Source organism: Mycobacterium sp. TY814 (genome assembly GCF_030755175.1).
Classification (GTDB): Bacteria; Actinomycetota; Actinomycetes; order Mycobacteriales; family Mycobacteriaceae; genus Mycobacterium.
Window position 1 is genome coordinate 66,295 of record NZ_JAUFRY010000002.1, and the last position, 17,516, is coordinate 83,810.

The window sequence follows — 17,516 nt, forward strand, 5'->3', positions numbered from 1 at the left end:
ACGCGACAGAAAGGCCAGCATGACCGTCACCGTCTCCATTCCGACCATCCTGCGACCCCACACCGGTGGCGAGAAGCGCGTCTCGGCCAGTGGCGACACGCTGGGTGCCGTCATCACAGACCTGGAAGCCAACTACGCGGGCATCTCGGATCGGCTCATCGATAACGGCCGCCTGCACCGCTTCGTGAACATCTACGTCAACGACGAGGATGTGCGCTTCTCCGGCGGTCTGGACACCGCCGTCGCGGACGGCGACTCGGTCACCATCCTGCCTGCGGTCGCGGGCGGTCAAGGCGAGGTCTACCGGTAGCCTGGACCTTTGGCCCCGGGCGATGAGGAGGATCGGCGCATGAACAAACCGGCGCCGGCGAACCAGTCGAACAAGAAGCCGGGCTGGGTGATCGGCGCGACGACGATCATCACCTTCGTCGCCCTGCTCTATGTCGTTGAGCTGATCGATCAACTCAGCGGTGGGCGGCTGGACCGCAACGGCATCCGGCCGCTGACCACCGACGGCCTGTGGGGGATCGTCTTCGCCCCGGTCTTGCACGCGAACTGGCAGCATCTGATCGCCAACACGGTGCCGATGCTGGTGCTGGGCTTCCTGATGACACTGGCCGGACTGTCCCGGTTCGTGTGGGCCACCGCGATCATCTGGATCCTGGGTGGCTTCGGGACCTGGCTGATCGGCAACGTCGGCAGCAGCTGCGGCCCGACCGACCACATCGGCGCATCGGGGCTGATCTTCGGCTGGCTTGCCTTCTTGCTGGTATTCGGCATCTTCGTGCGCAAAGTGTGGGACATCATCATCGGCCTGGTCGTGCTGTTCGTCTACGGCGGTGTGCTGCTCGGCGCCCTGCCCGTCCTGGGCGTGTGCGGTGGCGTGTCCTGGCAGGGCCACTTGTGCGGCGCGATCGCCGGCGTGGTGGCGGCCTATCTGTTGTCGGCTCCCGAACGCAAGGCCCGCGAGCGGAAGAGGGCCCCGGGCGCACCGCACCTGAAGACATGAGTGCGCCCCTGGCTCCCATCGGAGTCTTCGATTCCGGTGTCGGAGGACTCACGGTCGCGCGGGCGATCATCGACCAGTTGCCCGACGAGGACATCATCTACGTCGGCGACACCGGCAACGGGCCGTACGGACCGCTGCCCATCCCGGAGATCCGTGCCCACGCGCTGGCCATCGGAGACGATCTGGTCAGCCGCGGCGTCAAGGCATTGGTGATTGCGTGCAACTCCGCCTCCGCCGCCTGCCTGCGGGATGCGCGGGAACGGTACGACGTGCCCGTCGTCGAAGTGATCCTGCCGGCGGTGCGCCGCGCGGTGGCCGCCACCCGCAACGGCCGCATCGGGGTGATCGGCACGCGGGCGACGATCAACTCCCACGCCTACCAGGATGCGTTCGCCGCCGCGCGCGACACCGAGATCACCGCGGTGGCCTGCCCCCGGTTCGTCGACTTCGTCGAGCGCGGCGTCACCAGTGGTCGGCAGGTGCTGGGTCTGGCCGAGGGTTATCTGGAACCGCTGCAGCGCGCCGAGGTCGACACGCTGGTGTTGGGGTGCACGCACTACCCGCTGCTGTCCGGACTGATCCAACTCGTGATGGGGGAGGACGTCACTCTGGTCTCCAGCGCCGAGGAGACCGCCAAGCAAGTGCTGCGCGTACTCACCGAACGCGACTTGTTGCGTCCGCACGAGGGACCGCCGGCCACGCGGGTCTTCGAGGCGACCGGTGACCTCGAGGCGTTCACCAAACTCGCCTCCCGATTCCTCGGGCCCGCGGTGGTGGGGGTCGAACCCGCCCGACAGGCTCCCGTCTCGTGAAAAAGCCGACGATTCTGATGGCCCAATGCGGCGATGTTTTCCCCATCGTGCTAACTGGCATGGCACAGTGGTGTCCGTGCGACTAACCGTGCTCGGATGCTCCGGCAGCGTCGTGGGTCCGGACTCGCCCGCGTCGGGTTATCTACTCCGGGCACCGGACACTCCGCCGCTTGTCATCGACTTCGGCGGGGGGGTGTTGGGCGCACTGCAAAGACATGCCGACCCGGGTTCGGTCCACGTGTTGCTGTCGCATCTGCACGCCGACCACTGCCTGGATGTGCCCGGTCTTTTCGTGTGGCGGCGGTATCACCCGACCGCCAAACCCAACGGCAAGGCGTTGCTGTACGGGCCGAGCGACACGTGGTCGCGGCTGGGGGCGGCGTCGTCCCCTTACGGTGGCGAAATCGACGATTGCTCGGACATCTTCGACGTTCGCCACTGGGTGGACGGCGAGGCGGTCGACATCGGCGCCCTGAGCGTGCTGCCGCGGGTCGTCGCGCACCCCACCGAATCGTTCGGCCTGCGTTTCACCGACCCGAGCGGGGCCTCACTGGTGTACAGCGGGGACACCGGGGAATGCGACCAACTCGTCGAACTGGCCCGCGGCGCCGATGTGTTCCTGTGCGAGGCCTCCTGGACGCACTCGCCGAAAAATCCGCCCGCCCTTCATCTGTCGGGCACCGAAGCCGGTCGGGCCGCGGCTGCGGCCGGCGTGCGGGAGTTGCTGCTGACGCACATCCCGCCTTGGACCTCTCGCGAGGATGTCATCAGCGAGGCCAAGGCCGAGTTCGACGGGCCCGTGCACGCGGTGGTGCCCGGCGAGACGATCGAAGTCCGGCGCGCCGGCTGAGAGTGCCACCGAGTGTGCCGTGACCGCGCGATTTTCGACCTATCGCCGCGGTGAGCGCGCACCGAAAGCAGTGCCCGCACACTCAGTGCCGTCCGAGCGCACCAGAGGCCCGGCGATAGGGTGGACCTTGTGTCCAAACGAGAAGACGGCCGCCTCGACGACGAGCTTCGCCCGGTAACCATCACCCGCGGATTCACCGACCACCCGGCGGGTTCGGTGCTGATCGAATTCGGCGGCACGAAGGTCATGTGCACCGCCAGCGTCACCGAGGGGGTGCCGCGCTGGCGCAAGGGATCGGGCTTGGGCTGGCTCACCGCGGAGTACGCGATGTTGCCGTCCGCCACCCACACCCGCTCGGACCGGGAATCCGTCAAGGGCCGCGTTGGCGGACGTACGCAGGAGATCAGCCGATTGGTCGGCCGGTCACTGCGGGCGTGCATCGACCTGGGCGCACTGGGCGAGAACACCATCGCTGTCGACTGCGACGTGCTGCAGGCCGACGGCGGGACCCGGACGGCGGCGATCACCGGTGCCTATGTGGCGCTGGCCGACGCCGTCACCTACCTGTCGGCGGCCGGCAAGCTCTCCGACCCGCGCCCGCTGTCCTGCGCGATCGCCGCGGTGAGCGTCGGTGTGGTCGACGGCCGGGTCCGCGTCGATCTGCCCTACGAGGAGGACTCGCGCGCCGAGGTCGACATGAACGTTGTCGCGACCGACACTGGCACGCTGGTCGAAGTGCAGGGCACCGGCGAGGGCGCGACCTTCCCGCGCTCGACCCTGGACAAACTGCTCGACATGGCGCTGGGCGCATGCGACAAGCTATTCGCCGCCCAGCGCGAGGCGTTGGCGCTGCCGTACTCCGGCGTGCTGCCCGAGGGGCCGAAGGCATCGAAAGCGTTCGGAAGCTGAGCATGCCGGACGGTGCTGACCCGTCCTCCGCAAGCGGGCGGTGCCCCCAGCGCCCGGCTCCGCCGGGCTTGCGGCTGCTGGTGGCCAGCCGCAACCGCAAGAAGCTGGCCGAGTTGCAGCGGGTGCTCGACGGCGCCGGATTGTCCGGGGTGACGCTGGTTTCGCTGGATGATGTGCCGCCCTTCGACGAGGCACCGGAAACCGGTGCGACGTTTGAAGACAACGCGCTGGCCAAGGCGCGCGACGCGTTCGCCGCGACCGGCCTGCCGAGTGTCGCCGACGACTCCGGATTGGAAGTCGCCGCGCTGAACGGGATGCCCGGCGTGCTGTCCGCACGCTGGTCGGGCAGTCACGGCGACGACGGCGCCAACACCGCGCTGCTGCTGGCACAGATGCGCGACGTTCCCGACGAGCGGCGCGGCGCTGCATTCGTCTCGGCCTGCGCGCTGGTCGCTGATGGACAGGCGGCCGTCGTCCGCGGCGAGTGGCCCGGCACCATCGCGCACGAGCCGTGCGGTGACGGGGGCTTCGGCTACGACCCGGTGTTTCTGCCCGCTGACGGAGATGGCCGCACTGCTGCGCAACTCAGCGCGGCAGAGAAAGACGCGGTGTCACACCGTGGTCGCGCGCTGGCCCTGCTGCTGCCGGCGCTGCGGACCCTGTAGCTCAGACCCCTCAGACCGCGAAGTTGGCCTTGACCTCTTTGGTCTGCCGGTGCTCGACGATGATCCCGAGCAGCGGAATGGTGCCGGCGAGCAGCACGCCGATGGTCTTACCGATCGGCCACCGAACTTTGATCGCAAGGTTGAACGCAGCCAGCACATAGACGAAATACACCCAGCCGTGTACGACTTCGATCCACCGGACCTCGCGGTGGTACACCAGGTGCGAAACGACCTCGCCGCACAAGACGATCAGCCAGATACCGGTCGTCCACGCCATCACCCGGTAAGCCAACAACGCGGAGCGGATCTTGTCGGCGGGGAACGCCGAAGCGCTGCGTTCGGGCGTCTCAGGTGTGCTCATGCGGTCGTCCTTTTCTGCTGTTCAGCATCGTCTTTGGCCAGTTCGGCCAGGTAGGCGTTGTATTCGCGTAGGGCGGGATCGTCAGGCTGTTGGGGTGCGGGCTTCGGTCGCTCGGGAAGCAGCCCGGGAGGAATCTCGGTGACGGTGTCCCGAGGGGCCGGCGGCGCCTCTTCGTAGCGGACGAATTTGCGGTACGCATAGATGCAGAACGCGGCGAACATCGGCCATTGCAGGGCGTAGCCGAGGTTCTGGTAGGTCCCCGACACCGACTGAAACCGGGTCCACTGCCACCAGCCCAGCGCCAGGCAGCCGCAGGCAGCGAAGATAACGAGCGCGATGGCTGCGGGCCGTCTGCGCCTCGTGCGGACCGGGGTGGACACCCTACGACGGTACCGCGTGAGAGTTTTCGGCCACGAATTCGTCGAGCGGGCCGCGTTGACGCCGAGCGTGAACCGGGGGCGAAATTCTTGCAGAATTTTCGCACTGGGTTCACGCTCGGCGTGCGCGTGGCGGCCTGGTCGAAATCCGGAGCGGTACGATCGACCGACGCAGCGGGCGTGATGAAATTGGCAGACATGCCGGCTTTAGGTGCCGGTGCTCTTAGAGCGTGTGGGTTCGAGTCCCTCCGCCCGCACTCGTAACTGCTAAGCGGTTCGCTCATTTCAGCGAACGAGTGTTTATTGAAAGCCCAGATCGGGAAGTTGGCTACTTGCCGTGCTTCAACCGTTTCACGGAACCTTCCGACACCCCCGGGACGAACTATGGCTTCGACACTTCGCAGTGTCCTGCAATGGAGTAAAGCGCCTGCAGAAGGCGTGTCAACAGCGTCAACGCCGTGGGCGAACGTGGCACGCGGGCTCGCTGCCCGGGCGACCACGCCCCTGCTCCCCGACGACTACCTGAAGTTCCTCAACCCGCTCTGGTCGGCGCGCGAGCTGCGGGGCCTGATTGTCGGTGTACAACCGGAAACCGAAGACTCGGCGACCGTGACGATCAAGCCAGGGTGGGGGTTCTCCGGTGATTACCAGGCCGGTCAATACGTGGGCATCGGTCTGCGCATCGACGGTCGCTGGCACTGGCGGTCGTACTCGCTGACCTCGGTTCCCCGCCGGGACAACAAGCACATCACCATCACGGTGAAGGCCACGCCCGAAGGTTTCCTGTCCACGCACCTGGTGGACGGCGTCAAACCCGGCACCATCGTGCGACTGGCGGCTCCCAAGGGGGATTTCGCGCTGCCCGAGCCGCCGCCGGAGAAGATCCTCTTCATCACCGCCGGTAGCGGCATCACGCCGGTGATGGCCATGTTGCGAACCTTTCAGTCGCGCCGACAGCAGGCGGACATCGTCCACATTCATTCAGCGCCGAGTGAATCGGACGTGATATTCCACGACGAGTTGCGCGAACTCGAGAGATCCCAGCCTGGTTACCGGCTGCATCTGCAACTCACCGGAACTCAGGGTCATCTGAATTTGGACGAGCTGGCCGACATCGCAGCCGACTGGAAAGAACGCCCCGCCTGGGTCTGCGGTCCCTCCGCGCTGCTGGATGACGCCGAGAAGCTCTACGAGAAAGCCGATCTCGGAGATCAGCTGCACATGGAGCGCTTCACGATCGCCGCTACCGACAAAGGTGGCGAAGGTGGGACGGTCACCTTCTCGGTCTCGGACAAGACGGTCGAAATCGACGGCGCCACATCGCTTTTGGACGCAGGAGAACAGGTAGGCATTCAGATGCCCTTCGGTTGCCGTATGGGGATCTGCCAAACCTGTGTACTGCCGCTGGAATCGGGGCATGTCCGCGACTTCCGGTCAGGAACCGAACACCGGGAAGGCGACCGCATCCAGACCTGCATCTCCACCGCCTCCGGCGACTGCACGCTCAAGATCTGACTCAATCTTCCGAGGAATAGAGGAACAATGGCCATCACCGATATCAAGGAATACGCCCACCTGACCGCCGAGGACGTCGAGCAGCTTGCGCAGGAGCTGGACGCGATCCGTGCCGAAGTGGAAGAGTCCCGCGGCGAACGCGACGCGCGGTACATCCGACGCTCTATTCAACTGCAGCGCGCGCTGGCCGCCGGCGGCCGAATCGCGTTGTTCGCCAGCCGAAACAAGTTCGCGTGGCTGGCCGGAACCGGAATGCTCGGAATGGCAAAGATTATCGAGAACATGGAGCTCGGCCACAACATCATCCATGGGCAATGGGACTGGATGAATGACCCCGAAATCCATTCCACCGAATGGGAGTGGGACACCACCTGCCCGAGCGTGCAATGGAAGCACTCCCACAACTTCGTCCACCACAAGTACACCAACGTCGTCGACCTGGACGCCGACGTCGGCTACGGAATCATGCGGGTCACTCGTGACGAGCCTTGGGAGCCTTACTATCTGGGCAACCCGATCTACAACATCCTGCTCGGCACACTGTTCGAGTGGGGCGTCGCGCTGCACCACATCGAGTCGAAGAAGCTCCGCAAGAAGGAGAAGACCTGGGCCGAGGCGCGCAAGGACCTCCGAGTGATCGGCACGAAGGTCGCCAAGCAGGCCGGCAAAGATTATCTGGTGTTCCCGGCGCTGGCCGGGCGCAACTGGAAGCAGACCATGAAGGCCAATGTCGTGGCCAACCTGATCCGCAACTACTGGTCGTACATGGTCATCTTCTGCGGCCACTTCCCGGACGGCGCAGAGAAGTTCACCAAGGAGGAGTTCGAGAACGAGACGCAGGGAGAGTGGTACCTGCGCCAGATGCTGGGATCGGCGAACTTCAATGCCGGACCGGTGATGGCGTTCGTCAGCGGCAACCTGTGCTATCAGATCGAGCACCACTTGTTCCCGGACCTGCCCAGCAACCGGTATGCGGAGATTTCGGTACGCGTGCGCGAGCTGTGCGAGAAATACGATCTGCCCTACACGACGGGATCCCTTGGCCGCCAATACTTTCAGTCGTTCTGGACGATTCTGAAGCTCGCGTTGCCGGATAGCATGCTCAAGGCGACTTCCGATGACGCGCCGGAGACGCGTTCGGAGTTGAAATTTCGCGTACGCGCCGGCCTGAAGGAGAGCTTCGTTGATCCCGAGACAGGCCGGCGCCGCGGTTTGCGCACCGCTTTGCGCGAGTTGCGTTCCGCGGCGGCCTAACTTGTGCCGCGACCGGTCCGCTGCTGCAATTCCTCGATCACCTGGGATGCCTGCGCTTTGGTCAGGTCGTCGGGAACATCCGCGCCGGCCTCCTGGGCCAAGGTCTGCACATAACTGCGCTGGGGACCGGTCATCGGTTCATCGCCGGTCACCCAGTCCGCAGGGTCCTTCTCCGGGTTCTCCTGGGGGGCCTGCACTGCTTCGTTGTTGCTCATGTCTGTCACCTCCGCACCCCGGATAGCCATCGCACAAACTTTCGAAACCTGCCGCCGGCGGTCAGTCGATACGATCACAGGAACGTGTGCGCAATCCGCCCTGAACCCGACGGGAGATCCTGTGTCCATTGCACAACGCGAACGAGCCGCGCTGGTGGAGACCATCCGTGCTGTGGGGCCCGAGGCGCCCACCCTGTGTGAGGGGTGGACAACCCGCGACCTGGCGGCACACCTGGTGATCAGGGAATACCGGTTGGACGCCGCCCCGGGCATCCTCATACCGTTCTTCGCCGGGCACACCGAAAAGGTGCAGACCGAGGTCGCCGAGCACACGGGCTGGGACGAACTGGTGGGCAAGGTCGCGTCCGGCCCGCCGGCTTATTCTCCCTTCAAGGCGCTGGACCCGGTGATCAACGTTGCCGAGATGTTCATTCACCACGAGGACGTTCGTCGTGCCGGCGCGAGTTGGGAGCCCCGCAATCTCGAACCCGGCCTGAAAAACCGGCTCGCCCGGACTGTTCCCTTGATGGGGCGCCTCACGCTGGCGAAGGTTCCCGGGCGGGTCGCGTTACGGACCACCGAGGGCAAGACATTGCTGACCGCGGGCAACGGACCGGCCGTCACGGTCACGGGTGAACCCGAGGAACTGCTGCTGTTTGCGGTCGGCCGGGCCGCCCGGGTCGACTTCGAGGGCGACGAATCAGCGGTGCGGGCCGTCCGGGAGGCTCCCAAGGGGTTCTAGCGCGGAGTACGGAAGCCGATGCCGTATGCCTTACAGTCTCCTAGGTAGTTCGTAACCTGGCTGGAGGCGTGTGGTGAGTGCCCTGTTGTCAATCCCGCGGTACCCCACAGATGTGACGCCGGAGTGGCTGTCGACGGTGCTCAGCGCGCGGGGAACCTCCGTCGAGGTCGCCGACGCCGAGGTGGTGGCGATCGGCACCGGACAAACCGGGGCCACCTACCGGGTAACGGCCACGTACCGGTCGGACCCCGCAGGGTTGCCGCAGACGTTCGTCATCAAGTTGCCGGCTCAGGATGACGCCGTGCGGGATCGGGTGGTGTTCGGCTACCGCAGCGAGTGCTCGTTCTACAACTCCGTGGCCGACCGGGTGCGGGTCCCCGTGCCCGAGTGTTTCTACTGTGAGATCACCGACGACGCAATGGAATACGCGCTGTTGCTGGCTGATCAGGCACCCGCGGTGCAGGGCGACCAGATCGTGGGTTGCGGTGAGCGGGAGGCACGCCTGTCGGTGACCGCGCTGGCCGGCCTGCACGGACCCACCTGGTGTGACCCGAGATGGCTGGATCTGCCCGGCATCGCTTTCGGGCGCCCCGACGAGGAGTCGGCCAAGGGGCTCGGTGACGTGGCGCAGATGAGCGCGGACATCACGCTGGACAAGCTCGGTGACCGGATGACCGAGCAGGACCGTGAGACTTTCCGCGACACAATGCGTCTGGTGACACCATGGTTACTTGCCGAGCACGACCGGTATGCGCTGCTGCACGGTGACTACCGTCTGGACAACCTGTTGTTTGACCCCGGCCGCACCCGGGTTTGCGTGGTCGACTGGCAGACGCTCGGGATCGGACTTCCGGCGCGAGATCTCGCGTACTTCACGGCCACCAGCCTCGACTCGCAATTGCGGCCGGTCATCGAGCAAAGCCTGGTCGATGACTATCACCTGGCGCTGCTCGGCCACGGCGTCTCCGGCTACGACCGCGACGCCTGCTGGCGTGACTATCGGCTGGGAGTCGTTCAAGCACCGTTGATTTCAGCTCTGGGATTCGCATTCGCCTCGTCGACCGACCGCGGCGACGACATGGTGCTGACCATGCTCACCCGGGGGTGTCAGGCGATTCGCGACCTGGGGACGCTGGACCTGATCGGTTGATCAGGACGGGCGCTTCGCGAGGGGCGCGACCATCTGCACTACCTGCTTGCGGTCAAGCACCACCGTCGACCCATCGGGCAGCCCCAGGATCCGGTCCGTCGCAACGCCATACAGTTTCAGCCGCTTGACCGCGTCATCGATGGCCCGGCGGCGAGTCCTCGTGTCCGGTGCGTCCATGATGCGAATGACGTGCGTGTCCATGCTGGCAGCGAACCCCTGAATCATGTCACCGACACCCTCGGGATCAAAGGTGTCGAACACGCCCTGCTGCACCCCGTCGGTGATGAGTTCGGTCAGAACCGGACGGAACAGGTCCTCCCAGATTGCGACGATTCTCTGGAACAGCGGCCGGTTCTGCGGTGTCAGCAGTGATCTCATCGCCGCGATCTGTTCCGGGGCTCCCATGGCCATCTTGACCTGGTAGCTCGCCGCGAGTCCGGCATTGAGCCGTTCCAGCGCATTGGTGCCCGGCTGGGTGAACACCGGACGCAACGCCTCGAACGCTTCCTCGGCACTGCGCCGGGCGAGCGCTTCGACCAGTGCCTCCTTCGACGGAAAGTAGTGATAGAAGGCGCCTTTGGACGTGCCTGCGGTGGCGAGTAGATCGTTCAGGCTGACGTTCTCGTAGCCGCGTTCGAGAAACAGGGCCAGTGCCTGGTCGAGCACTTCGGCCTGTCGGACGCTTCGCTGCTTGACGACGCGTGGCATCGTGGTGGCGGATCAGTCGGACTTCTTCGCCCAGCCGACGTAGGCGAGATACAGACCGCACACTGCGAGCAGCCCGAATCCGATCCGCACCAGGGTGATGGCGGAACCCGAGGGTCGGGTGGAGGCTTCGGCGGCGTCGATGATCAACTGCGGCATGGCGAGCAACGCGAAACCCCGCAACAGCAGAAACCAGCCGAACAGGGAGATGATCACCGCGGCGAGGCTGCGCCAATACTGATGGAACGCAACGATGAACAGCCCGCAGAAGAACAGCAGGGCGCCCGTCGCCCATGGCCACATGGGGTCTTTGGCGAAAGTCGACAAGAGGCCGTCGAGTTCGGCGGCCCTGATGGCCACGATGGCTGGGACCACGGCGATGAACGGTCCGAGCACGCGCGCAAAGGAGCGGGTGCGCTGGCTACTGTCGGTCAGGTTCGCGAGGCTGTTCATTGTGATCACTGCTGTCCCCATGCTGATAACCGCGGCCGGTCTAAAAGTGGAAACGATTCTCCGGTGAGGACAAGCGGCCGTTACCGCTGTGCCGCCTTGACCAGGTTGGACCCGATGATCAGTTGCTGAATCTCGCTGGTGCCCTCATAGAGTCGCAGCAGCCGTACGTCCCGATAGATGCGCTCCACCGGGACGCCGCGCATGTAGCCACTGCCGCCGTGCACCTGCACCGCGAGATCGGCCACCTTGCCGGCCATTTCGGTGCAGAACAGCTTGGCCGCCGACGGCGCGATGCGCCGATCCGAGTTGTCCACCCACTGACGGGCGGTGTCGCGGACCAGGGCGCGTCCGGCCAGCACCCCGGTCTGCTGCTCGGCCAGCATCGCCTGCACCAGCTGGAAGCTGCCGATCGGCGTGCCGCCCTGGGTGGCGGTCGCGGCGTAGGCCACGGATTCGTCGAGGGCGCGTTGGGCCGCACCCACCGCAATGGCGGCGATGTGGACCCGTCCCCGTGCCAGCGAGATCATGGCCGCGCGGTAGCCGATGTCTTCATTGCCGCCGATCAGCGCGGTGTCGTCGACGCGGACGTCGGTGAAGCTGACGTCAGAGGTCCAGGCGCCCTCCTGGCCCATCTTGGCGTCCTTCACGCCCACCTCCACGCCGGGCGCGTCGGCCGGAACCAGGAAGACGGCGATTCCGGGGCCCTGGTCGTCGGCGGGCCTGGTCCGGGCGAAGACGATGAACAGGTCGGCGACGGGCGCGTTGGTGATGAAGCGTTTCTGCCCGTTGATCACCCAGTCTTGGCCGTCGCGAACCGCTTTCGTTTTCAACCCGGCCGGGTTGGATCCGGCTCCGGGTTCGGTCAGCGCGAAGGAGGCCACCGTGTCGCCGGATGCGATCGACTCCAGCCAGCGGCCCTTCTGCTCGTCGGTACCGAAGCCGACCAGGACCTGCCCGGCGATGCCGTTGTTGGTGCCGAACATCGAGCGCAGCGCCAGCGACGTATACCCCAGCTCCATCGCCATCTCGACGTCCTGGACCAGGTTCAGGCCGAGGCCGCCAAATTCCTGCGGGATCGCATAGCCGAACAGGCCCATCTTCTTGGCCTGGTCACGCAGATCATCGGGCACCCGGTCGTCATCGAGGATCTCCTGTTCGCGCGGGACGACGGCGGTCCGGATGAAGTGGCGGGTCTGCGCCAGGATCTCCTGAAAATCCTCGTCGGGGACCTCGGCGACCTCTGAAGTCATGGTGAGGAGCTCCTTCCGGGCCGGTTGGCAACGCTGGCTATATCATATATGAAATACGATATAGCGAGATTCGGGCCCGGCTGCGGGCATGACGAAGGGGTGCGTGATTCAGGTGTCGTTGCTGGACGGTCAAACCGCGGTGGTCACGGGGGCAGCGCAAGGACTCGGGTTCGCGATTGCCGAGCGATTCGTCGCCGAGGGTGCCCGCGTGGTCCTCGGTGACGTGAATCTGGAAGCCACCGAGGCGGCGGCCCAGAAGCTCGGCGGCGACGACGTCGCGGTGGCCGTGCGCTGTGATGTCACCAAAGCCGATGAGGTGCAAGCACTTCTGGACACCGCCGTCGAGCGGTTCGGCGGCTTGGACATCATGGTCAACAATGCCGGGATCACCCGTGATGCGACCATGCGCAAGATGACCGAAGAGCAGTTCGACCAGGTCATCAACGTGCACCTGAAGGGCACCTGGAACGGCACCCGGCTGGCTGCCGCGATCATGCGGGAAAACAAGCGCGGGGCCATCATCAACATGTCGTCGGTGTCGGGCAAGGTCGGGATGATCGGCCAGACCAACTACTCGGCTGCCAAGGCCGGCATCGTCGGGATGACCAAAGCCGCCGCCAAAGAGCTTGCCTACCTGGGTGTCCGGGTGAACGCAATTGCCCCCGGGTTGATCCGCTCGGCGATGACCGAGGCCATGCCGCAGCGCATCTGGGACTCCAAGGTCGCCGAGGTTCCGATGGGCCGCGCGGGTGAACCCAGCGAGGTGGCCAGTGTCGCTCTGTTCCTGGCCTCGGACCTGTCGTCGTACATGACCGGCACCGTCATGGAGATCACCGGGGGCCGACACCTGTGACCAGTGGCGCGAGGCAGGGGACCTCTCGGCGGGAGGCGGTGATCTGCGAGCCCGTCCGGACACCGATCGGACGCTACGGCGGAATGTTGAAGTCGCTGAGCGCGGTTGACCTCGGGGTCGCGGTGCTCGAAGGTCTGCTGCAGCGCACCGGCGTTGCCCCCGACGCCGTCGAGGATGTCATCCTCGGCCACTGCTATCCCAGTAGCGAGGCACCCGCCATCGGACGGGTGGTGGCCTTGGACGCAGGCCTGCCCGTGACGGTACCGGGAATGCAGGTCGACAGGCGGTGCGGCTCGGGCCTGCAGGCGGTGATCCAGGCGTGCCTGCAGGTCGGCTCCGGCGACAACGACCTGGTGATCGCCGGTGGCTGCGAAAGCATGAGCAACGTAGCTTTCTACTCAACCGATATGCGCTGGGGCGCAGCGCGTTCCGGCGTCCGCGTGCATGACGGGCTGGCCCGCGGACGCACCACCGCCGGTGGCCGTCATTATCCGGTGCCCGGTGGCATGTTGGAGACGGCCGAGAATCTGCGCCGCCAGTACGGCATCTCGCGCCGCGAACAGGACGAGCTCGCGGTGCGGTCACACCAGCGCGCCGTCGCGGCACAGCAGAACGGCATCCTTACCGACGAGATCATTCCGGTCACGGTGAGCACCCGTCAGGGCGAAGAGGTCATCGACACCGACGAGCACCCGCGCGCCGACACCACCGTTGAGTCACTCAGCACACTGAAACCAGTTCTCGTCAAACAGGATCCCGAGTCCACCGTCACGGCGGGCAACGCCAGCGGGCAGAACGACGCCGCATCGATGTGCGTGGTCACCACCCCCGAGAAGGCGGCCGAGCTTGGCCTGAGCCCATTGGTGCGGCTGGTGTCATGGGGCCAGGCCGGGGTGGCGCCCCAGATCATGGGCATCGGCCCGGTGCCGGCCACCGAGGTCGCGCTGGCCAAGGCCGGCCTGCGGCTGAACGACATCGACCTCATCGAACTGAACGAAGCCTTTGCCGCCCAGGCTCTCGCGGTGATGCGGGAATGGAAGTTCGGCGCCGGCGACCAGGACCGGACCAATGTGCACGGCTCCGGAATCTCGCTGGGACATCCGGTCGGGGCCACCGGCGGACGGATGCTGGCCACCCTGGCGCGCGAACTGCACCGCCGCCAGGCGCGCTATGGGCTGGAGACCATGTGCATCGGCGGCGGCCAAGGGCTGGCAGCCGTTTTCGAGAGGGTGACATGAGCCGTCCCGCGCCGCCGCTGGTCGGCATCACCGTCGTCGAGGTGTCCAGCTTCGTCGCCGCGCCGCTGTGCGGCATGACACTGAACCAATTGGGCGCGAACGTCATTCGCATCGACCCGATCGGCGGCGCCGCGGACGTGCAGCGCTGGCCGCTGGCCGACGACGGCACCTCGATCTACTGGACCGGGCTGAACAAAGGAAAGCGCTCGGTCACCGTCGATCTGCGCTCGGACCAGGGCCGGGAGCTGGTCCAGCGCCTGGTCGTGGAGTCCGACGGAATTGTCGTCACCAACGCCGCGGGAATGACGTGGCTGGGGTATGACGCCCTGGCGGCCCAGCGTCCCGACGTGATACATGTGCAGCTGCTCGGCCGAAGGGACGGGTCCACCGGGGTGGACTACACCGTGAACGCTGCTGTGGGTTTCCCCCTCGTCACCGGTCCGGCCGAGCACGCCGGCCCGATCAACCATGTATTGCCAGCCTGGGACGTCAGCTGCGGTCTGTACGCCGCGCTCGCCGTGGTGTCGGCGGTACACCGCCGGAACCAATCCGGCGAGGGCGCCCGCGTCAGCATCGCGCTCGAGGATGTCGCGCTGGCCACCGCAGGCAACCTCGGCCTGCTGACCGAACCCCAGGTGCTCGGGACCCAGCGGCCTCGGGTGGGCAACTCCATCTTCGGCCAGTACGGTCAGGACTTCGTCAGCCGGGACGGAGCCAGGTTCATGGTTGTCCTGTTGACTCGACGCCATTTTCGTGACCTGGTGGAGGTGACCGGCACCGGTGCGGCCGTAGCCGCATTGGCCGAGGCGCTGCACGTGGACTTCGGGTCCGAGGGAGACCGCTACCGGTACCGCGACGTGCTCTCGGGCCTGTTCGCCACCTGGTTCGCCGACCACGATGCCGAGCAGATCAGCGCGGCGCTGGCCGCCACCACGGTGCTGCACGAAAGGTACCGCACCTTCGCCGAGGTCGCCGCCGATTCGAAAGTGACTGCCAATCCGCTCTTCTCCCGAATGCACCAGCCGGGGGTCGGTGACTATCTGGTCCCGGCGATGCCGGCCGCGTTCGACGGCGTGCACCCCGCCAGTGCACCCGCGCCGGCGCTCGGCGCGGACACCACCGGCGTGCTGGCGGAGTACCTGGGTTTGACCGCCGACGACATCGCTCGGCTCGCCGACGCCAAAACCATTGCAGGCTGAGAGGAATTCGCCGCATGACCAAGCTCGCCCAGACCCTCGGTCTCACCGACATCCAGACCGAAATCGTGGCAACGGTGCGCCAATTCGTGGACAAGGAAGTCATTCCCAACGCCCAGGAACTCGAGCACGGCGACACCTATCCCCAGACGATCGTCGACGGCTTGCGCGACATGGGACTGTTCGGCCTGATGATCCCCGAGGAGTACGGCGGCCTGGGGGAGTCTCTGTTGACCTACGCGCTGTGCGTCGAAGAGCTGGCCCGCGGCTGGATGAGCGTATCGGGTGTGCTGAACACCCATTTCATCGTTGCCTACATGCTGCGCCAGCACGGCACCGACGAGCAGAAGCAACGATTTCTGCCGCGGATGGCCACCGGCGAAACCCGCGGCGCCTTCTCGATGTCAGAGCCGGAACTGGGTTCGGACGTGGCCGCGATCCGCACCCGCGCCACCCGCAACTCCGACGGCACGTACACCATCGACGGCCAGAAGATGTGGCTGACCAACGGGGGTAGCTCGACGCTGGTCGCCGTCCTGGTGCGCACCGACGAAGGAGCGGACAAGCCGCACCGCAACCTGACGGCGTTCCTCGTCGAGAAGCCAACGGGCTTCGGCGAAGTGGTGCCCGGCCTGATCATCCCGGGCAAGATCGACAAGCTCGGATACAAGGGCATCGACACCACCGAGCTCATCTTCGACGGCTACGGCGCGAGCGCTGACGACATCCTGGGCGGGAAGCCGGGGCAGGGCTTCTTCCAGATGATGGACGGCATCGAAGTCGGCCGGGTCAATGTGTCGGCCCGCGCCTGTGGGATCGCGCTGCGCGCCTTCGAACTGGCCGTCCGCTACGCCCAGCAACGGCAGACGTTCGGCAAGCCGATCGCCGACCACCAGGCCATCGCGTTCCAACTGGCCGAGATGGCCACGAAAGTCGAAGCGGCTCATCTGATGATGGTCAATGCCGCCCGGCTGAAGGACTCCGGGGAACGTAACGACGTGGCCGCGGGAATGGCGAAATATCTGGCCAGCGAGTTCTGCTCGGAGGTCACCCAGCAGAGCTTCCGTATCCACGGGGGGTACGGCTACTCAAAGGAATACGAGATCGAACGGCTGATGCGGGATGCGCCGTTCCTGCTCATCGGAGAAGGCACCAGCGAGATCCAGAAGTCCATCATCAGCAAGCGCCTGCTCGACGAGTACCGGGTGTGACGCCATGACGGTTCCCGACTTCGGCGCGCGTCCGCAGCTGTCCGAGGATGTCGCGAGCTTCGTCCGCAAGCGGATCTTCGAGGGCACCTACGCCGCCGGCCAGTACGTGCGGCTGGACCAGCTGGCCATGGAATTGGGCATCAGTGTCACGCCGGTGCGCGAGGCGCTGTTCGCGTTGCGGGCGGAAGGCCTTGTCGCCCAACAGCCCCGCCGCGGTTTCGTGGTGCTGCCGCTGACCCAGCGTGACCTTGCCGATGTTGCCAACGTTCAGGCCCACGTCGGCGGGGAACTCGCGGCGCGCGCCGCGCTGAACATCACCGACGATCAGTTGCGTGAACTCGAAGATATCCAGAACCAGCTCGAAGCCGCCTACGCTGCCGACGACGACGAGCGCACGGTGCGGCTGAACCACGAGTTCCACCGCGCCATCAACATCGCCGCGGACTCGGCGAAACTGGCCCAGCTGATGTCGCAGATCACCCGCTACGCACCCGAGTCGGTGTTCCCGATGATCGAGCACTGGCCCGACCAGGCCGTAAAGGACCATCGGCGGGTGCTCGACGCGCTGGGCAGGCACGACGAGCAGCAGGCCCGTGCTGCCATGTCAGAACACCTGGCCGCCAGCGCGATTCCGCTGATCGACCACCTCATCGAACGGGGCGTGGTGGTGCGGGGCGAACACTGACAGCCTTGTCCTCGCGTGGCGGCAGGACATACGCTGCCGGTACGGGTCGCAGGACAGGGGACGTCA

General features: G+C 65.9%; 21 protein-coding genes and 1 tRNA gene. 16 read left to right on the top strand and 6 right to left on the bottom strand.

What is annotated here, in order from left to right; translation table 11 throughout:
• The first annotated feature begins 19 nt into the window (after positions 1–19).
• The 6 genes from QXH22_RS14160 (at position 20) to rdgB (ending at position 4,245) form a co-directional block, all read left to right on the top strand.
• Positions 20–310, top strand: a complete 291-nt coding sequence (locus QXH22_RS14160) for a MoaD/ThiS family protein (RefSeq protein ID WP_306245155.1) — start codon at positions 20–22, stop codon at positions 308–310.
• A 39-nt stretch (positions 311–349) separates the two neighbouring features.
• Positions 350–1,009 (top strand): rhomboid family intramembrane serine protease, encoded by a 660-nt coding sequence (locus tag QXH22_RS14165; protein WP_306276072.1) that lies wholly within the window; start codon positions 350–352, stop codon positions 1,007–1,009.
• On the top strand, positions 1,006–1,821 hold the full coding sequence (gene murI / locus QXH22_RS14170; protein ID WP_306276073.1) for a glutamate racemase: 816 nt from the start codon (positions 1,006–1,008) through the stop codon (positions 1,819–1,821). The genes QXH22_RS14165 and murI overlap by 4 nt, the downstream gene beginning before the upstream one ends.
• 70 nt (positions 1,822–1,891) lie before the next feature.
• Positions 1,892–2,671 carry a cyclic nucleotide-degrading phosphodiesterase gene (locus QXH22_RS14175; RefSeq protein ID WP_306245150.1) on the top strand — a complete coding sequence of 260 codons (780 nt, stop codon included), beginning with the start codon at positions 1,892–1,894 and terminating at the stop codon, positions 2,669–2,671.
• A 129-nt stretch (positions 2,672–2,800) separates the two neighbouring features.
• Positions 2,801–3,580, top strand: coding sequence for a ribonuclease PH (gene rph / locus QXH22_RS14180; protein WP_306276074.1), 780 nt, complete (start codon positions 2,801–2,803; stop codon positions 3,578–3,580).
• Positions 3,581–3,654: 74 nt separating this feature from the next.
• Positions 3,655–4,245 (top strand): RdgB/HAM1 family non-canonical purine NTP pyrophosphatase, encoded by a 591-nt coding sequence (gene rdgB, locus QXH22_RS14185; RefSeq protein WP_306276879.1) that lies wholly within the window; start codon positions 3,655–3,657, stop codon positions 4,243–4,245.
• A 10-nt stretch (positions 4,246–4,255) separates the two neighbouring features.
• Here rdgB and QXH22_RS14190 read toward each other — a convergent pair whose 3' ends face one another.
• Both QXH22_RS14190 and QXH22_RS14195 read right to left on the bottom strand, forming a co-directional pair.
• A complete protein-coding gene (locus QXH22_RS14190) occupies positions 4,256–4,606 on the bottom strand; it encodes a DUF3817 domain-containing protein (RefSeq protein WP_306245144.1) in 351 nt (116 codons plus the stop codon).
• A complete protein-coding gene (locus QXH22_RS14195; RefSeq protein ID WP_306245141.1) occupies positions 4,603–4,986 on the bottom strand; it encodes a hypothetical protein in 384 nt (127 codons plus the stop codon). The genes QXH22_RS14190 and QXH22_RS14195 overlap by 4 nt, the downstream gene beginning before the upstream one ends.
• Positions 4,987–5,157: 171 nt before the next feature.
• On the opposite strand from QXH22_RS14195, the gene QXH22_RS14200 reads away from it, so the two are divergent.
• From QXH22_RS14200 to QXH22_RS14210, 3 genes are all read left to right on the top strand, one after another.
• Positions 5,158–5,240 (top strand) — tRNA-Leu (locus QXH22_RS14200).
• A 127-nt stretch (positions 5,241–5,367) separates the two neighbouring features.
• On the top strand, positions 5,368–6,498 hold the full coding sequence (locus QXH22_RS14205; RefSeq protein ID WP_306245140.1) for a ferredoxin reductase: 1,131 nt from the start codon (positions 5,368–5,370) through the stop codon (positions 6,496–6,498).
• 27 nt (positions 6,499–6,525) lie between these two features.
• Positions 6,526–7,752 carry a fatty acid desaturase gene (locus QXH22_RS14210; RefSeq protein ID WP_306245138.1) on the top strand — a complete coding sequence of 409 codons (1,227 nt, stop codon included), beginning with the start codon at positions 6,526–6,528 and terminating at the stop codon, positions 7,750–7,752.
• Here the strand turns inward: QXH22_RS14210 and QXH22_RS14215 are convergent.
• Complete coding sequence (locus tag QXH22_RS14215) at positions 7,749–7,967, bottom strand: DUF3072 domain-containing protein (RefSeq protein ID WP_306245136.1); 219 nt, start codon at positions 7,965–7,967, stop codon at positions 7,749–7,751. The genes QXH22_RS14210 and QXH22_RS14215 overlap by 4 nt on opposite strands.
• Before the next feature lie 121 nt (positions 7,968–8,088).
• Here QXH22_RS14215 and QXH22_RS14220 point away from each other — a divergent pair, with 121 nt between their 5' ends.
• Together QXH22_RS14220 and QXH22_RS14225 are read left to right on the top strand one after the other, a co-directional pair.
• A complete protein-coding gene (locus QXH22_RS14220; protein ID WP_306276075.1) occupies positions 8,089–8,709 on the top strand; it encodes a TIGR03085 family metal-binding protein in 621 nt (206 codons plus the stop codon).
• A gap of 82 nt (positions 8,710–8,791) precedes the next feature.
• Positions 8,792–9,859 carry a phosphotransferase family protein gene (locus tag QXH22_RS14225; RefSeq protein ID WP_306276880.1) on the top strand — a complete coding sequence of 356 codons (1,068 nt, stop codon included), beginning with the start codon at positions 8,792–8,794 and terminating at the stop codon, positions 9,857–9,859.
• Here the strand turns inward: QXH22_RS14225 and QXH22_RS14230 are convergent, their stop codons facing one another.
• The 3 genes from QXH22_RS14230 to QXH22_RS14240 all read right to left on the bottom strand — a co-directional run bounded on the left by QXH22_RS14230 (position 9,860) and on the right by QXH22_RS14240 (position 12,267).
• Positions 9,860–10,567: a TetR/AcrR family transcriptional regulator gene (locus tag QXH22_RS14230; RefSeq protein WP_306276076.1), complete on the bottom strand. Its 708-nt coding sequence runs from the start codon at positions 10,565–10,567 to the stop codon at positions 9,860–9,862.
• Between the two features lie 12 nt (positions 10,568–10,579).
• On the bottom strand, positions 10,580–11,017 hold the full coding sequence (locus QXH22_RS14235) for a hypothetical protein (protein WP_306276077.1): 438 nt from the start codon (positions 11,015–11,017) through the stop codon (positions 10,580–10,582).
• Positions 11,018–11,097: 80 nt separating this feature from the next.
• Positions 11,098–12,267 carry an acyl-CoA dehydrogenase family protein gene (locus QXH22_RS14240; RefSeq protein ID WP_306276078.1) on the bottom strand — a complete coding sequence of 390 codons (1,170 nt, stop codon included), beginning with the start codon at positions 12,265–12,267 and terminating at the stop codon, positions 11,098–11,100.
• Positions 12,268–12,355: 88 nt separating this feature from the next.
• On the opposite strand from QXH22_RS14240, the gene fabG reads away from it, so the two are divergent.
• Genes fabG through QXH22_RS14265 form a run of 5 tightly spaced genes read left to right on the top strand, consistent with a single transcriptional unit; the run spans position 12,356 to position 17,450 of the window.
• Entirely contained in the window at positions 12,356–13,120 is a 765-nt protein-coding gene (gene fabG / locus QXH22_RS14245; protein WP_306245126.1) for a 3-oxoacyl-ACP reductase FabG, read from the top strand.
• Positions 13,117–14,358 (top strand): acetyl-CoA C-acetyltransferase, encoded by a 1,242-nt coding sequence (locus QXH22_RS14250; RefSeq protein WP_306276079.1) that lies wholly within the window; start codon positions 13,117–13,119, stop codon positions 14,356–14,358. Before fabG ends, QXH22_RS14250 begins: the two co-directional genes overlap by 4 nt.
• Complete coding sequence (locus tag QXH22_RS14255; RefSeq protein WP_306276080.1) at positions 14,355–15,557, top strand: CoA transferase; 1,203 nt, start codon at positions 14,355–14,357, stop codon at positions 15,555–15,557. The genes QXH22_RS14250 and QXH22_RS14255 overlap by 4 nt, the downstream gene beginning before the upstream one ends.
• Positions 15,558–15,571: 14 nt before the next feature.
• Positions 15,572–16,765 carry an acyl-CoA dehydrogenase family protein gene (locus QXH22_RS14260; RefSeq protein WP_306245121.1) on the top strand — a complete coding sequence of 398 codons (1,194 nt, stop codon included), beginning with the start codon at positions 15,572–15,574 and terminating at the stop codon, positions 16,763–16,765.
• A 4-nt stretch (positions 16,766–16,769) separates the two neighbouring features.
• Positions 16,770–17,450 (top strand): GntR family transcriptional regulator, encoded by a 681-nt coding sequence (locus QXH22_RS14265; RefSeq protein WP_306276081.1) that lies wholly within the window; start codon positions 16,770–16,772, stop codon positions 17,448–17,450.
• The last annotated feature ends 66 nt before the right edge of the window (positions 17,451–17,516 follow it).

What these genes read in the sequence shown, in the direction of transcription:
- QXH22_RS14265 (WP_306276081.1), top strand. Translation starts at nt 16,770, where the DNA reads ATGACGGTTCCCGACTTCGGCGCGCGTCCGCAGCTGTCCGAGGATGTC.
- QXH22_RS14260 (WP_306245121.1), top strand. Translation starts at nt 15,572, where the DNA reads ATGACCAAGCTCGCCCAGACCCTCGGTCTCACCGACATCCAGACCGAA.
- QXH22_RS14235 (WP_306276077.1), bottom strand. Translation starts at nt 11,017, where the DNA reads ATGAACAGCCTCGCGAACCTGACCGACAGTAGCCAGCGCACCCGCTCC.
- fabG (WP_306245126.1), top strand. Translation starts at nt 12,356, where the DNA reads ATGACGAAGGGGTGCGTGATTCAGGTGTCGTTGCTGGACGGTCAAACC.
- QXH22_RS14240 (WP_306276078.1), bottom strand. Translation starts at nt 12,267, where the DNA reads ATGACTTCAGAGGTCGCCGAGGTCCCCGACGAGGATTTTCAGGAGATC.
- QXH22_RS14205 (WP_306245140.1), top strand. Translation starts at nt 5,368, where the DNA reads ATGGCTTCGACACTTCGCAGTGTCCTGCAATGGAGTAAAGCGCCTGCA.
- QXH22_RS14215 (WP_306245136.1), bottom strand. Translation starts at nt 7,967, where the DNA reads ATGAGCAACAACGAAGCAGTGCAGGCCCCCCAGGAGAACCCGGAGAAG.
- QXH22_RS14255 (WP_306276080.1), top strand. Translation starts at nt 14,355, where the DNA reads ATGAGCCGTCCCGCGCCGCCGCTGGTCGGCATCACCGTCGTCGAGGTG.
- murI (WP_306276073.1), top strand. Translation starts at nt 1,006, where the DNA reads ATGAGTGCGCCCCTGGCTCCCATCGGAGTCTTCGATTCCGGTGTCGGA.
- QXH22_RS14165 (WP_306276072.1), top strand. Translation starts at nt 350, where the DNA reads ATGAACAAACCGGCGCCGGCGAACCAGTCGAACAAGAAGCCGGGCTGG.
- QXH22_RS14190 (WP_306245144.1), bottom strand. Translation starts at nt 4,606, where the DNA reads ATGAGCACACCTGAGACGCCCGAACGCAGCGCTTCGGCGTTCCCCGCC.
- QXH22_RS14230 (WP_306276076.1), bottom strand. Translation starts at nt 10,567, where the DNA reads ATGCCACGCGTCGTCAAGCAGCGAAGCGTCCGACAGGCCGAAGTGCTC.
- QXH22_RS14160 (WP_306245155.1), top strand. Translation starts at nt 20, where the DNA reads ATGACCGTCACCGTCTCCATTCCGACCATCCTGCGACCCCACACCGGT.
- QXH22_RS14210 (WP_306245138.1), top strand. Translation starts at nt 6,526, where the DNA reads ATGGCCATCACCGATATCAAGGAATACGCCCACCTGACCGCCGAGGAC.